Annotated in this window: 11 protein-coding genes; 4 read left to right on the forward strand and 7 right to left on the reverse strand. The window is 54.5% G+C overall.

Annotated elements, in window-relative coordinates; all coding sequences use genetic code 11:
• Positions 1 to 272: 272 nt before the first annotated feature.
• The 4 genes from efeB to putP all read right to left on the reverse strand — a co-directional run bounded on the left by efeB (position 273) and on the right by putP (position 5,389).
• Entirely contained in the window at positions 273 to 1,547 is a 1,275-nt protein-coding gene (gene efeB, locus U0026_RS14180; RefSeq protein ID WP_062779753.1) for an iron uptake transporter deferrochelatase/peroxidase subunit, read from the reverse strand.
• 5 nt (positions 1,548 to 1,552) lie between these two features.
• On the reverse strand, positions 1,553 to 2,680 hold the full coding sequence (gene efeO, locus U0026_RS14185) for an iron uptake system protein EfeO (protein ID WP_062779751.1): 1,128 nt from the start codon (positions 2,678 to 2,680) through the stop codon (positions 1,553 to 1,555).
• 52 nt (positions 2,681 to 2,732) lie between these two features.
• Positions 2,733 to 3,566 (reverse strand): iron uptake transporter permease EfeU, encoded by an 834-nt coding sequence (gene efeU / locus U0026_RS14190; RefSeq protein ID WP_062779749.1) that lies wholly within the window; start codon positions 3,564 to 3,566, stop codon positions 2,733 to 2,735.
• A gap of 302 nt (positions 3,567 to 3,868) precedes the next feature.
• Complete coding sequence (gene putP, locus U0026_RS14195; protein ID WP_062779748.1) at positions 3,869 to 5,389, reverse strand: sodium/proline symporter PutP; 1,521 nt, start codon at positions 5,387 to 5,389, stop codon at positions 3,869 to 3,871.
• A gap of 411 nt (positions 5,390 to 5,800) precedes the next feature.
• Between putP and putA the strand changes: the two genes are divergently transcribed.
• Entirely contained in the window at positions 5,801 to 9,763 is a 3,963-nt protein-coding gene (gene putA, locus U0026_RS14200; RefSeq protein ID WP_062779746.1) for a trifunctional transcriptional regulator/proline dehydrogenase/L-glutamate gamma-semialdehyde dehydrogenase, read from the forward strand.
• 284 nt (positions 9,764 to 10,047) lie between these two features.
• Here putA and U0026_RS14205 read toward each other — a convergent pair whose 3' ends face one another.
• On the reverse strand, positions 10,048 to 11,388 hold the full coding sequence (locus U0026_RS14205; protein ID WP_062779831.1) for an MATE family efflux transporter: 1,341 nt from the start codon (positions 11,386 to 11,388) through the stop codon (positions 10,048 to 10,050).
• Positions 11,389 to 11,583: 195 nt separating this feature from the next.
• Between U0026_RS14205 and U0026_RS14210 the strand changes: the two genes are divergently transcribed.
• Positions 11,584 to 11,979 (forward strand): lysozyme inhibitor LprI family protein, encoded by a 396-nt coding sequence (locus U0026_RS14210; RefSeq protein ID WP_062779832.1) that lies wholly within the window; start codon positions 11,584 to 11,586, stop codon positions 11,977 to 11,979.
• Here U0026_RS14210 and rutR read toward each other — a convergent pair.
• On the reverse strand, positions 11,976 to 12,614 hold the full coding sequence (gene rutR / locus U0026_RS14215) for an HTH-type transcriptional regulator RutR (protein WP_062779834.1): 639 nt from the start codon (positions 12,612 to 12,614) through the stop codon (positions 11,976 to 11,978). The genes U0026_RS14210 and rutR overlap by 4 nt on opposite strands.
• A 110-nt stretch (positions 12,615 to 12,724) precedes the next feature.
• Positions 12,725 to 12,904, reverse strand: coding sequence for a con-10 family general stress protein (locus tag U0026_RS14220; protein ID WP_062779835.1), 180 nt, complete (start codon positions 12,902 to 12,904; stop codon positions 12,725 to 12,727).
• Between the two features lie 371 nt (positions 12,905 to 13,275).
• On the opposite strand from U0026_RS14220, the gene wrbA reads away from it, so the two are divergent.
• Positions 13,276 to 13,881, forward strand: coding sequence for an NAD(P)H:quinone oxidoreductase (gene wrbA, locus U0026_RS14225; protein ID WP_062779837.1), 606 nt, complete (start codon positions 13,276 to 13,278; stop codon positions 13,879 to 13,881).
• An 18-nt stretch (positions 13,882 to 13,899) separates the two neighbouring features.
• The gene (locus tag U0026_RS14230; RefSeq protein ID WP_062779839.1) at positions 13,900 to 14,127 is read left to right on the forward strand and encodes a YccJ family protein; all 228 of its coding nucleotides are present in this window, start codon (positions 13,900 to 13,902) and stop codon (positions 14,125 to 14,127) included.
• Positions 14,128 to 14,369: the final 242 nt, after the last annotated feature.

The following is a 14,369-nucleotide window of genomic DNA, read 5'->3' on the forward strand; positions in this document are numbered from 1 at the left end:
TCTACTTTATGTTTACATCATAAAACATAAATTATGCAACATAATATTTACATAATTATAACGATGGTCACTGAAGATAGCATCTGACACTTATGTGACAGTTTTATATCAATCGGGGGAGAAATGAAAAAAAGTGCTGATTTTTGGCGATATTCTGAGTATGTGCAGATAAACCCGGCGGCGCTGCGCTTGGCCGGGCTACCAATATGCACTCGCCGGTATATAAATATGTACAAATGTAGCCCGGCCAAGCGCAGCGCCGCCGGGAATGCTCAAGCTTCCAGCAACGTGCTGCCTAAATAAGCCTGCTGTGAAACCACACCCGGCAACACAAAGAAATACCCGCCGCCAATCGGCTTCACGTACTCCTCAAGCGCCTCACCGTTGAGTCGTTTCTGCACTGCCAGGAACCCTTTTTCAAGGTCGTGCTGATAGCACACAAACAACAGCCCCATATCCAACTGGCCGGAGTTGGTCACCCCCAGTGAGTAGCTATAACCCCGGCGCATCATCAGGCTCGACTGCGTCTCTTTGGTGCGGGGGTTAGCCAGACGAATATGGCTATCCAGCGCAATCACCTCACCGTCCGGGTCGCGGCTGTAGTCCGGCACATCGTGCTCGAGCTTCATGCCAAGCGGCGCACCGCTGTGCTTGTCGCGGCCAAAAATCGTCTGCTGCTCTTTCAGCGGCGTACGATCCCAGAACTCGACGTGGAACTGAATAATCCGCACCGCCTGATACGAACCGCCCTTCGCCCACGCCGGTTCACCCTGCTCGCCTGTCACCCACACCACTTCGTCCATCAGCGAGGTATTGCTGCCGTCGGGGTTAGCAGTACCGTCTTTAAAGCCCAGCAGATTGACCGGTGTCTCTTTACCTTTGCTGCGCGCCGCGTGGTCAGAGATAAACCCTTCGCGCTTCCAGCGCACGCTGAGCAGGTCAGGCGTGTGCTTGATAATATCGCGCAGTGCATGGATAACCGTGTCCTGAGTATTGGCGCAAATCTGCAGCAACAGATCGCCATGACACAGCGCGGCATCCAGCGAATCGTTGGGAAAGCGCGTCATCTTCTGCAACTTTCTCGGCGCTTTATCCGCCAGCCCAAAGCGCATATCAAACAACGACTCGCCGACTGATAGCGTCATCGTCAGGTTATCCGGCGCGATGTACGCCCCCAGAATACCCGAGTCCATCGGCGGCAAGCGCGGATTTGGCGTATCCGGTGCCGGGCCGCCTGTGGTCAGAAACGCGATACGCTGCGTCAGCAGACGGAACAGACGCTCAAGGTCGGTTTTATCGGCCGCCAGCACGTCAAACGCCACCAGCATCATCGATGCCTGCTGCGGCGTTAACACGCCAGCCTGGTGCTCACCGTAAAACGGCTGCGTCTCCATCCGGCTATTCGAGGCGACCGCGCCGCCAGGCTTTGCCGCATGCGCCACCGGACAACCACCCGCAATAGCCAGCGCGCCTCCCAGCGCGCCGATCCCTTTTAATAAACGACGACGTGACGGTTCATTCAGGTCATCAGTGTGCTGCTTTTCCATGGTGCTTAGTCCAGACCCAGGATCCCACGCAGTTGCGCCAGATCTTCCGCCAGTGTGGTGATCGGCCCTTTCAGCGCATTGCGGTCAGCGTCGGTCAGTTTGTCATAGGTTTCATAACCGTCTTTGGTACGGTATTTCGCCAGAATCGCATCTACTTTTTTGAAGTTAGCGTCAACTTTAGCCAGCAGTGCACTGTTCTCTTTTTGTAACTGCGGACGCAGCAAGTTAACGATTTTCTGCGCGCCATCGATATTGGCCTGGAAGTCCCACAGGTCAGTATGGCTGTAGCGATCTTCTTCACCGCTGATTTTGCTCGCCGCCACTTCTTCAATCAGACCCGCCGCGCCGCCGACCACTTTTGATGGCGGGAAGGCCAGTTCGTCGATGCGTTTTTGCAATTCCAGCACGTCACTGTTCAACTGGTCAGCATAGTGTTCCATGCCTTTAACGCTGTTGTCGCCAAACAGGGCTTTTTCAAGACGGTGGAAACCGGTGAACTTCGGATCGGCCGCTTTCTGCTCGTAGTCATCTTCGCGGGCATCAATGCTGCCGTCGAGGTCAGAGAACAACTCGGCAATCGGTTCGATACGCTCATAGTGCTGACGCGTTGGCGCGTACAGGGCTTTCGCTTTTTCGATATCGCCCGCTTTCACCGCGTCGGTAAAGGCTTTGGTGCCTTTGACCAGTTCGGCAGTTTCTGCCACCACATAAGCTTTATAAGCGGTGATTGCCGTGCTGAGATCCAACAGAGCATTGGCTTTCGCTGCATCGGCTGTGGCTTCGCCTTTGACAATCAGCTTACCTTTCGGGTTAGTCAGCAGACCGCAGGTCATGTCATATTCGCCCGGTTGCAGATTAGCAGTCATCTTCTGGGTGAAGCCCGGCGCAATGTTCTCACGCTCTTCAACCACCATCACCCCTTTGAGGATCTCCCACTCCAGCGCTTTCTGGCTATGGTTCTGGATGATGAACTGGGTTTTACCCGCGTTCACGGTGAGGGACATCGGTTCACACTGTTTGTCGTTCACCGTCACTTTAACCTGAGGAATATCAGCGGCGTGTGCCATAAACGCGGTCGAGAAGAGTGCGACGATACCGGTCTGCAACGCGCTGCGGCGGAAGTTCTTGGTCATGTTCCATCCCTTTTAAAGAAAGTTTGTTGTCACTAAGCAACCGTTATCAGCCTTACGGGGCGATACGTGATGTTGATGTCGTTGCGCGCGGCGGCCAGAAAAACAGCACCAGTGCGGGAATCAAATACAGGAAATAGACCGCCACTTCGCTAACGCTTGGCGCTTCCTGGTAACCAAAAATGCCTTCCAGCAGCGTGCCAAAAAGCGAATGTGTCGTCAGGGTGCCGCTTAAATCAAAGGCCACATCCTGGAAAGCGTTCCACAAGCCGGCTTCGTGGAAGGCACGAATCGCGCCCGCTGCCAGACCGGCCGCAACCAGCAAAATAAACAGACTGGTCCAGCGGAAGAACACACCGAGATTCAGGCGGATCCCGCCCCAATACAGCATGAAGCCCAGCACAATTGCCGTTGCCAGCCCAAGTAATGCGCCTATCGGCGGCCAGATGCCGACATCCTGCTGGAACGCCGCTAACAGGAAGAACACCGACTCCAGCCCTTCACGCGCCACGGCGAAGAAAACCATCATCACCAGCGCCCAACCGTGGTTATTGCCTTTTTGCAGCGCGTTATCCACCGCCTGCTCCAGCTGCTGTTTGACGTTGCGGGAAACTTTACGCATCCAGAACACCATCCAGGTGAGGATCACCACGGCAATCACCGCCACCAATCCTTCAAACAGTTCCTGTTCTTTTTGCGGGAACTCGCCGGTAGTTTCGTTGATAAAAATTCCTAAGCCCAAGCACAGCGCGGCGGCAAGGATCACGCCAATCCACATCACGCCAATCCAGCGTCCGCGTTGTGTACGTTTTAGATAGCTGGCAATCAGGCTAACAATCAGCGCCGCTTCCAGCCCTTCCCGCAACATAATGAGAAACGGAACAAACATGCAGACATCCTTAAATGTGAAACGCCGTCAACTTTTGCAAAGACAGGTAAATGTGAGTGATAGTGATTATCATTAAGCCAAACGGAAACACAAGGGAAATATGTGGGAAATAATGACGAGATGTAAAAGAATAGCGGCGGAATAGTTGCGTGATTTATCGGTAGCAAACTAATACTGTGCGCGTAAAAAAGCCTGCAATATGCAGGCTTAGAATTGTGCGTCCGGGCTACAACCTCAACAGCCGTGTAGCCCGGCCAAGCGCAGCGCCGCCGGGATGTACTCCAGACTTCGCAGAGTCGGCGCTAGCGCACCTCGTCCGGGCTACCGGTACGGGGTACTGGCGCCGTATGATAATACGCATCCGCGTCAGCAAAGCGTTTTTGTATGCTGGCAGATGGCGCTTTACCAAGCAGGCTGAACAGCACAATGCCGATGCTGCCAAAGATAAAGCCTGGGATAATTTCATACAGCCCCAACCACGCAAACTGTTTCCAGATAATCACGGTGAGCGCACCGATAACCATCCCCGCCAGCGCGCCGTTGCGGGTCATGCGTGACCACATAACGGAGAACAGTACTACCGGGCCAAACGCGGCACCAAAACCTGCCCATGCATAGCTCACCAGACCCAACACGCGGTTTTCCGGGTTTGCCGCCAGCGCAATCGCCACCAACGCCACCACCAGCACCATAAAGCGCCCTACCCACACCAGCTCTTTCTGGCTGGCGTTTTTACGCAGAAACGCTTTGTACAGATCTTCAGTAATCGCACTGGAACAAACCAGCAACTGACAGCTTAACGTCGACATCACTGCCGCCAGAATCGCCGACAGCAGGATGCCCGCAATCCACGGGTTAAACAGAATTTGCGCCAGCTCGATAAACACGCGCTCAGCATTCTGGCTCACCGGGCCTGCTAACGCAGGGTTATTCTGGAAGTAAGCAATACCAAAGAAACCGACGGCAACCGCACCGGCAAGACACAGGATCATCCAGGTCATACTGATACGACGAGCATGCACGATACTGTGGTGAGAATCTGCCGCCATAAAGCGCGCCAGAATATGCGGCTGCCCGAAGTAGCCCAGACCCCAACCCATCAGCGAGACAATCGCCACAAAGTTAAGCCCTTTGAGCATATCCACGTTTTCAATGCTCTTTTGCTTAATCACTTCCAGTGAATCACCCAGACCGCCAACGGCAAATATAACGATAACCGGTGTCAGGATCAGAGCGAATATCATCAGGCTCGCCTGTACGGTATCCGTCCAACTTACCGCCAGGAATCCACCGATAAAGGTATACAGAATTGTCGCTGCCGCACCGGCCCACAGCGCCGTTTCGTAGCTCATGCCGAAGGTGCTTTCAAACAGACGCGCCCCGGCAACAATCCCGGAGGCACAGTAAATAGTGAAGAACAGCAAAATAACCAGCGCTGAAATAATTCGCAGCACGCGGCTATTATCTTCAAAGCGGCCGGTGAAATAATCCGGCAACGTTAAGGCGTTATTATTGGCCTCAGTGTGAACGCGCAAGCGTCCGGCCACCAGTTTCCAGTTAATCCATGCGCCAAGTGTCAGGCCAATGGCAATCCAGCTTTCAGAAATACCGGCGATAAAAATCGCCCCCGGCAGGCCCATCAACAGCCAGCCGCTCATATCAGATGCACCGGCAGACAGCGCGGTAACAAACGGCCCTAAGCTACGCCCACCCAAAATATAATCATCGAAGTTTTTGGTGTTGCGCCAGGCAAAAAAGCCAATGAGGATCATGCCAAAAATATAAACAAGAAAAGTCACCAACATCGGTGTGCTAATAGTCATTACAGTCTCCAGAATTATTTGTCGGCAATATCCCAATTTGCCGTTTTTTACCATTGCCGGAACGGGACAATGATTTGAGGCGACCGTATCCTGACGGAAGCTGAATTTTTTCACAAACGATTTAACACTGCATTTACATCAAATGCATCCCTGCATTAAGAGCATTTTTCTATAGGTTGCACTCTCTCACGCTTTTTCAGGTTGCACCACGAATAACTGTTAAGTCGCTCATGAAATAACGCTTTATCGCCTATTGCCAGGCACACTTATCATAAGTTTTACCATTAACATTTAATTCATTTTCAAGCCTGCAACGGACATCACATTTAACACGGTTGCACAAAGTTGCAACATGGTGGATATTCCTGTCACGCACATAAAAATCAAAGTCAAGCAACAGGAGTAGACAGCATGGGCACCACCACCATGGGGGTTAAGCTGGATGATGCAACGCGTGAGCGGATTAAGAGCGCGGCGACACGGATCGACCGCACCCCTCACTGGCTCATCAAGCAGGCAATTTTTAACTATCTGGAAAAACTGGAAAACAACGAAACTCTACCGGAGCTGCCTGCATTGCTGTCCGGTGCCGCCAATGAAAGCGATGAAACTGCGCCTGCGGTTGAAGAAAATCACCAGCCTTTCCTGGAGTTTGCTGAGCAGATCCTGCCGCAGTCGGTGACTCGTGCCGCGATCACCGCCGCCTGGCGCCGCAGTGAAACCGATGCCGTCCCGATGCTGATGGAGCAGGCCCGCTTGCCGCAGCCGATTTCTGAAAAGTCTTATCAGCTCGCCTGGACGCTGGCAGAAAAGCTGCGCAATCAGAAAACCGCCAGCGGCCGTGCCGGCATGGTGCAGAGTCTGCTGCAAGAATTTTCCCTCTCCTCTCAGGAAGGCGTGGCGCTAATGTGTCTGGCGGAAGCGCTGCTGCGTATTCCTGATAAAGCCACTCGCGATGCCTTAATCCGCGACAAAATCAGCAACGGTAACTGGCAGTCTCACATTGGCCGCAGCCCGTCGCTGTTCGTCAACGCCGCCACCTGGGGGCTGCTGTTTACCGGTAAGTTAGTGTCCACCCATAACGAAACCAGCCTGTCTCGTTCGCTGAACCGAATTATCGGCAAGAGCGGCGAGCCGCTGGTACGTAAAGGCGTCGACATGGCGATGCGCTTGATGGGCGAGCAGTTCGTCACCGGTGAAACCATCGCTGAAGCGCTGGCCAACGCCCGCAAGCTGGAAGATAAAGGTTTCCGCTACTCCTACGACATGTTGGGTGAAGCAGCGTTAACCGCCGCCGATGCCCAGGCTTACATGGTCTCGTATCAGCAGGCCATCCACGCCATTGGTAAAGCCTCCAATGGTCGCGGTATTTATGAAGGCCCGGGGATTTCCATCAAACTCTCCGCCCTGCACCCGCGCTACAGTCGTGCGCAATACGACCGCGTCATGGATGAGCTGTATCCACGTCTGAAATCACTGACGCTGCTGGCACGCCAGTACGATATTGGCATTAATATCGACGCCGAAGAGGCTGACCGTCTGGAGATCTCCCTCGACCTGCTGGAAAAACTCTGCTTTGAGCCTGAGCTGGCGGGCTGGAACGGAATTGGTTTCGTGATTCAGGCCTACATGAAACGCTGCCCGTTCGTCATTGATTACCTGATTGACCTTGCGACCCGCAGCCGTCGCCGCCTGATGATTCGTCTGGTGAAAGGCGCGTATTGGGACAGCGAAATCAAACGCGCACAGATGGATGGCCTGGAAGGCTATCCGGTTTACACCCGTAAGGTCTACACCGATGTCTCCTATCTGGCGTGTGCCAAAAAACTGCTCGCGGCACCTAATCTGATTTACCCACAGTTTGCCACGCACAACGCCCATACGCTGGCAGCAATTTATCAGTTGGCCGGTCAGAACTACTATCCAGGTCAGTACGAATTCCAGTGCCTGCACGGGATGGGTGAGCCACTGTATGAGCAGGTAGTGGGCAAAGTTGCTGACGGAAAACTGAACCGTCCATGCCGTATTTATGCGCCAGTAGGCACCCACGAAACGCTGCTGGCTTACCTGGTGCGCCGCCTGCTGGAAAACGGGGCCAACACGTCCTTTGTCAACCGTATCGCCGACAGCACTCTGCCACTGGAAGAGTTGGTTGCCGACCCGGTACTGGCGGTCGAGAAAATGGCGTTGCAGGAAGGTACCGCGGGTCTGCCACATCCGAAAATTCCTCTGCCGCGCGAGCTGTACGGTAAAGGCCGCGTCAACTCTGCCGGTCTGGATTTGGCTAACGAACATCGTCTGGCGTCACTCTCTTCTTCCCTGCTAAACAGCGCCTTGCAGAAATGGTCGGCAAAACCGATGCTCGAATCCGCCGTCACCGAGGGCAATATGACGCCGGTGATGAACCCGGCAGAGCCGAAAGACGTGGTGGGCTATGTGCGTGAAGCCACGGAAAGCGAAGTGGAACAGGCGCTGGAAAGTGCCGTCAACAATGCGCCAATCTGGTTCGCAACCCCGCCAGAAGAACGCGCCGCCATTCTCGAACGTGCTGCGGTGTTAATGGAAGATCAGATGCAATTACTGATGGGTATTCTGGTGCGCGAAGCCGGGAAAACCTTCAGCAATGCTATCGCTGAAGTGCGCGAGGCCGTCGACTTCCTGCACTACTACGCCGGTCAGGTACGCGATGATTTTGATAATGAAACTCACCGTCCATTAGGTCCGGTAGTGTGTATCAGCCCGTGGAACTTCCCGCTGGCCATCTTTATGGGACAGATCGCCGCAGCGCTTGCCGCAGGGAATAGCGTGCTGGCAAAACCCGCCGAGCAAACACCACTTATCGCCGCGCAGGGTGTCGCCCTGTTGCTGGAAGCGGGTGTTCCGCCAGGCGTGGTGCAGTTGCTTCCAGGCCGTGGTGAAACCGTTGGCGCACAGTTAACCAGTGATGCCCGCGTTCGTGGGGTGATGTTCACCGGTTCGACCAACGTCGCGACGCTCTTGCAACGCAATATCGCCACGCGACTGGATGCACAAGGTCGCCCAACGCCGCTTATCGCCGAAACCGGCGGGATGAATGCGATGATTGTCGACTCTTCCGCACTGACCGAGCAGGTAGTAGTGGATGTGGTCGCATCAGCCTTCGACAGCGCCGGACAGCGCTGCTCGGCGCTGCGCATTCTCTGTTTACAAGATGACATCGCCGACCACACCCTGACCATGTTACGCGGCGCCATGGCCGAGTGCCGGATGGGCAACCCGGGTCGCCTGACAACCGATATTGGTCCGGTGATTGATGCCGAAGCGAAAGCGGGTATTGAGGATCATATCCAGGCAATGCGCGCCAAAGGACGCACTGTGTTCCAGGCGGCGCGTGAAAACGCGCAAGACAGCCAGGAATGGCAGAGCGGCACCTTTATTCCACCAACGCTGATTGAACTGGAAAGCTTCGATGAGCTGACAAAAGAGGTCTTCGGCCCGGTACTGCACGTAGTGCGCTACAACCGCAGCCAGCTTGATGCGTTAATCGGTCAGATTAATGCTTCCGGCTATGGTCTGACCCTCGGGGTGCATACCCGTATTGATGAAACCATTGCCCAGGTCACCGGCAGCGCCAAAGTCGGCAACCTGTATGTGAACCGCAATATGGTGGGTGCTGTGGTTGGCGTGCAGCCATTCGGCGGCGAAGGTCTTTCCGGTACCGGCCCGAAAGCCGGTGGTCCGATGTACCTGTATCGCCTGCTGGCAAGTCGTCCGGAAACGGCGCTGAAGACAACGCTGGCGCGTCAAGATGCAGGCCAGGTGGTGGATACTCAGTTGAAAACGCTGCTGGAAAAACCGCTCATCGAGCTGCAAACCTGGCTGGCGAATCGCCCAGAACTGCTGGCGCTGAGCCAACAGTACAGCGAACTGGCGCAGGCCGGTACTCAGCGCGTACTGCCGGGGCCAACCGGCGAGCGCAATACCTGGACGCTGGTGCCTCGCGAACGCGTGTTGTGCCTTGCCGATAATGAAAACGACCTGCTGACGCAGTTGGCTGCGGTTCTGGCAGTAGGCAGTGAAGTTCTGTGGGCCGATGCGCCATTACAACGCGAACTGGCAAAATCATTGCCAAAAGCGGTGACTGAGCGCCTGCACTTTGCGAAGCCGGATGTGCTGATGACCCAATTCTTCGATGCGGTTATCTACCACGGTGATTCCGACCAGTTGCGCGAATTGTGCGAACAGGTGGCGGCACGTGATGGCGCGATTGTGTCGGTACAGGGCTTTGCACGCGGGGAAACCAATCTGCTGCTTGAGCGTTTGTACCATGAACGTTCGCTCAGCGTGAATACCGCAGCGGCTGGCGGCAACGCCAGTTTGATGACCATCGGTTAATCGTTCAATCCCGGCGGCGCTACGCTTGGCCGGGCTACATTTGTGCATATTTGTAGCCCGGCCAAGCGTAGCGCCGCCGGGAATCCACCAAACCAAAACGTAGCCCGGACGAGCGTAAAGCGCCCCCGGAAACCCACCACACCAATATGTAGCCCGGCCAAGCGCAGCGCCGCCGGGAACCCACCAAACCAAAACGTAGCCCGGACGAGCGTAAAGCGCCCCCGGGAACCCACCACACCAATATGTAGCCCGGCCAAGCGCAGCGCCGCCGGGAACCTCCCGAACTAAAACATCGACTTTGTCGTCCACACCCTGCTGCGCCAGCGGCGGAACATCAGCACCGCACGTAACCCCTCATCAATAATGTACGCCAGCCACACCCCAACCAGCCCCAGCCCGGCATAAACCCCGAGCAGATACGAGAAGGGCAGACTGACAATCCACATCACGATAATCCCGCAAATAAATGGAAAACGCACATCTCCGGTAGCATTCAAACTGCTTATCACAATGATATTGGTCGCGCGACCCAGCTCCAGCAAAATGGAGAATAAAAACAGCCGCTTGGTCAGAGCAATAATCTCCTGATTCCCGGTGAAAAGCTGCATAATCGGCTCGGCGAACAGGTAAATCACCACGCTTATCGACAACGCCACCAGCATCCCCAGCCGCCAGCTTTTCACCCCTTGCCGATATGCTGCATCAATTTCCCTCGCCCCCACCGCGCGACCGATAATAATCTGCGATGCCTGCCCAATCGACATGGCAAACAGCGCGACAAATTGGCTAATGGTTGATGCGTAAACTTTGGTGGTCAGCGCTTCGGTGCCGAGAAACGCAATAATCGCCGTCACCACTAACTGTGAGCCTGCATAGGAAAGATTTTCCCCCGCCGACGGCAGGCCATAACGTAAAATAGCCCCGAGCATTTTGCGTGAGCATTGCTGCAACTTCTGCCAGCGGAAAACATAGCCAATGTATTTTTTCAGCATCCAAGCCGACATCAGCATACCAATCACATTCGCAATACCGACCGCGATACCCACGCCGGTCACGCCAAGGCCAAGAAAACTCAGCTTCCCGTAGAGAAACAGATAATTGAGCACCACGTTAACCACGCTCACGGTAATCGGTACCAGCATGGCCTGACGCACGAAGCCGTGGGTGCGGAGAATCGGCAGAATGGAAGAGTAAAGCGCAATCACCACCGAGATACCGCCGATGATACGAATAAACGGCGAGCCCACCGCAACCAGTTGCTGGCTCAGACCAAGCATGCGTAAGAAGCTGTCGCCAAAAAGCACGAATACCAGACTCATGATGACACCAATTAAGAATGCCACCACCAGCCCGTTGGTGATCACCCGCTCTACGCGTTTAAAGCGTTTTGCCCCAATAAGCTGCGACACCACAATTTGCACGCCGACGGTGAGAAAACCATAAAATATCACCGAGATAGCAAGAATTTGATTGGCAACGCCGGTAGCGGCAACCGCTTCATCTGAATAGTGTCCGAGCATAAAAACGCTGACATAGCCCAGCATCAGCCGTAGCAGCTGTTCCACAAAAATGGGCCAGGCAAGGGTATAAAGTCCTAACCGTCCCTGAGTTTCCACACCCGACATCGCTGATAATCTCCCTTTGCCCCAACACACGCATCCTGCGACGGATCATCAACCTTCTACACCTGAGCGTCTAGGTGAACGTTGCGCCACCTTCAAAATTAAGAAAAACGCACGCTGGTTGGACGAGATTCCACGGTAAAATCGTGTTATATCCTGAACGAATTGGCTTTATCTGAACATCTGGGGAGTAAATCAATGAAACGTGTTTTACCGGCTCTTGCCCTGCTGCTGGCAAGCGGCTACACGCTGGCGGACGACTGTACCAACGCCAGCACGCAAGCTGACATCAATACCTGTACCGCTAACGAATACCAGGCGGCGGATAAGAAGCTAAACCTTACCTGGCAGGACGTGATGAAACGGGCAGCGCCCGCGCAGCGTGATTTACTCAAGAAAGCGCAAAGCGCATGGATTGCCCTGCGCGATGCCGACTGTGCATTTATCAGTTCCGCCACCGAAGGCGGCAGTATTCAGCCGATGGTTCACAGCCAGTGTCTGACGGATAAAACCGTCGACCGGGAAGCGTACCTCGCCTCGCTGATGCAGTGTGAAGAAGGCGACCTGAGTTGCCCGCTTCCACCGGCTAACTAACGCACGCGAATCCCGTCGATAATGATCTGCTGAACATTTTCTACGGTTTGCTGGAAGAAGGTTTCATCACGCAGCGTTTTGTCGGTCACCGCCTCCACCTGGGTGGCGAAATCGGCATAATGCTGCGTAGTTGCCCAAATCATAAAAATCAGATGATGCGGGTCTATGGGCGCGAGCTTGCCGCTATCCACCCATGCCGCAATGATCGCTGACTTATCAGCCACCAGCGTTTTCAGATCCCCCGTCAACTCGTTCATCACCAGCGGCGCGCCCTGTAGCATCTCCAGACAGAACAACTTTGAGGCCTGCGGATAGTCGCGCGACACTTCGAGTTTAAGCCGGATGTACTCTTTGACGGCCACTAATGGCGCCAGATCCTCACGGAATGCCTTCAGCGGCGCCAGCCAGATATCGAGAATCTGCTGCATCACGGCAACATACAGTGCTTCTTTTGAGGGGAAATAGTAGAGCAGATTTGTTTTGGAGACCCCGGCAAGTTCTGCAACCTGTTCCAGGCGCGTCCCGTGGATCCCATACTGCGAAAAGGTATTCAGCGCGGCGCTGAGAATGGCCTGTTTTTTGGCGCTCACCGCCTGCGAACGTTTGCCACTCTTTTTTACTGCATCCTGAGCCATCCGCCCTCTCCTTGTTATTTACAGCATCAATACCTATTTTGCGGGTTGGCGCCATAAAAAGAAACCGCCGGGTCAACCGGCGGTCTGGTGAGGGACAGATAATTTACGCATTACTGGCTTTCGCGATGCGTACCATGGCTGTTTTTCCCGCCTTTTTTACCCGCCTCAGAGGCGCGCTGGGGATCGTTTTTAAAGTTCCCGCCGCTATGCTGGCCTCCTTTACGACCTGCTTCTGATGCTCTTTCACGGTCTTCGGCAAAGTTGCCTGAACCGCCACGATGGTTTGCCATTACTGACCTCCAGTTGTGAGAACGCATAATGCATGATGTCGATGAAAAGCGTCATCACCCGTACCGTTGCACGGGTACTTTAAAGCATAGCTGTCGTAAAGGGCGTCTCCGGGTCTTGGTCATATTTTGTCATATTTCACCCCCGCTATTTTCCGCCGCCGCCAGGGTTTCGCCTTAATTCACTCTTATCGCTAAAGAAAAACAGGCCCGCAAAAATGTGTCATTGTGCGTCAATGTACAGCACCGGTGGCAGCGCTGCGTGCCACCCTTGCCCGTTTTTATTGCGGGCGCGATACGGCACGCTTTTGAAGAGCGACTATGCTTAATGAGGCTTGTTGTATCACCAACCAATTTGACACAGGAGAGTTAAGATGAGTGGAAATGCAAGTATTCTGGTGCTCTATTATTCCATGTATGGACACATTGAGACGATGGCAAAGGCCGTCGCGGAAGGCGCAAACAAGGTGGATGGCGTCGATGTTGTCATTAAGCGCGTACCAGAAACCATGCAAGCAGAAGCGTTCGCTAAAGCGGGCGGTAAAGCTCAAGCTATCCCTGTCGCAACCCCACAAGAGCTGGCGGATTACGATGCGATTATCTTTGGTACGCCAACCCGTTTCGGCAATATGGCCGGGCAAATGCGTACCTTCCTCGATCAGACCGGCGGCCTTTGGGCATCCGGCGCGCTGTACGGCAAGCTGGCGAGCGTATTTAGCTCAACAGGCACCGGCGGCGGTCAGGAGCAAACCATTACCTCCACCTGGACGACGCTTGCCCACCACGGCATGGTGATTGTGCCGATTGGCTACGCCGCTCAGGAACTGTTTGATATTTCAGAAGTTCGCGGCGGGACACCGTACGGTGCTACCACCATTGCCGGCCCGGACGGTTCGCGTCAACCGAGCCCTGAGGAGCTGTCTATTGCTCGCTATCAGGGTGAGTACGTGGCGGGGCTGGCGGTTAAATTAAAAGGCTAATTATTGAGGGAGTCAGATATGCCCACAAAAGAAGACAAAGCACATCACGTTGGTGAATGGGCGAGCTTACGTAACACCTCGCCAGAAATAGCCGAAGCGATTTTTGAGCTCGCAAAATACGATGAGAAAGTCGCGGAAAAAATCTGGGAAGAAGGCAACGATGCCGTTCTCGAACTGGCCTTTAGCAAAACAGATAAAGATGCGCTGTTTTGGGGAGAGCAAACCATCGAACGTAAAAATGTCTGATTAGCGTTCGGATTCCCCCGGCGGCGCTTCGCTTGGCCGGGCTACAGATTGGGTAGCCCGACCGAGCGAAGTGCCGCCGGGAAATCAGATTGGGTAGCCCGGCCAAGCGAAGCGCCGCCGGGAAATAAGATTTAGTAGCCCGGCCAAGCAAAGCGCCGCCGGGAAATCAGATTGGGTAGCCCGGCCAAGCGAAGCGCCGCCGGGAAATAAGATTTAGTAGCCCGGCCAAGCAAAGCGCCGCC

Origin of the sequence: Kluyvera intermedia, assembly GCF_034424175.1 — a bacterium.
Lineage (GTDB): Bacteria > Pseudomonadota > Gammaproteobacteria > Enterobacterales > Enterobacteriaceae > Kluyvera > Kluyvera intermedia.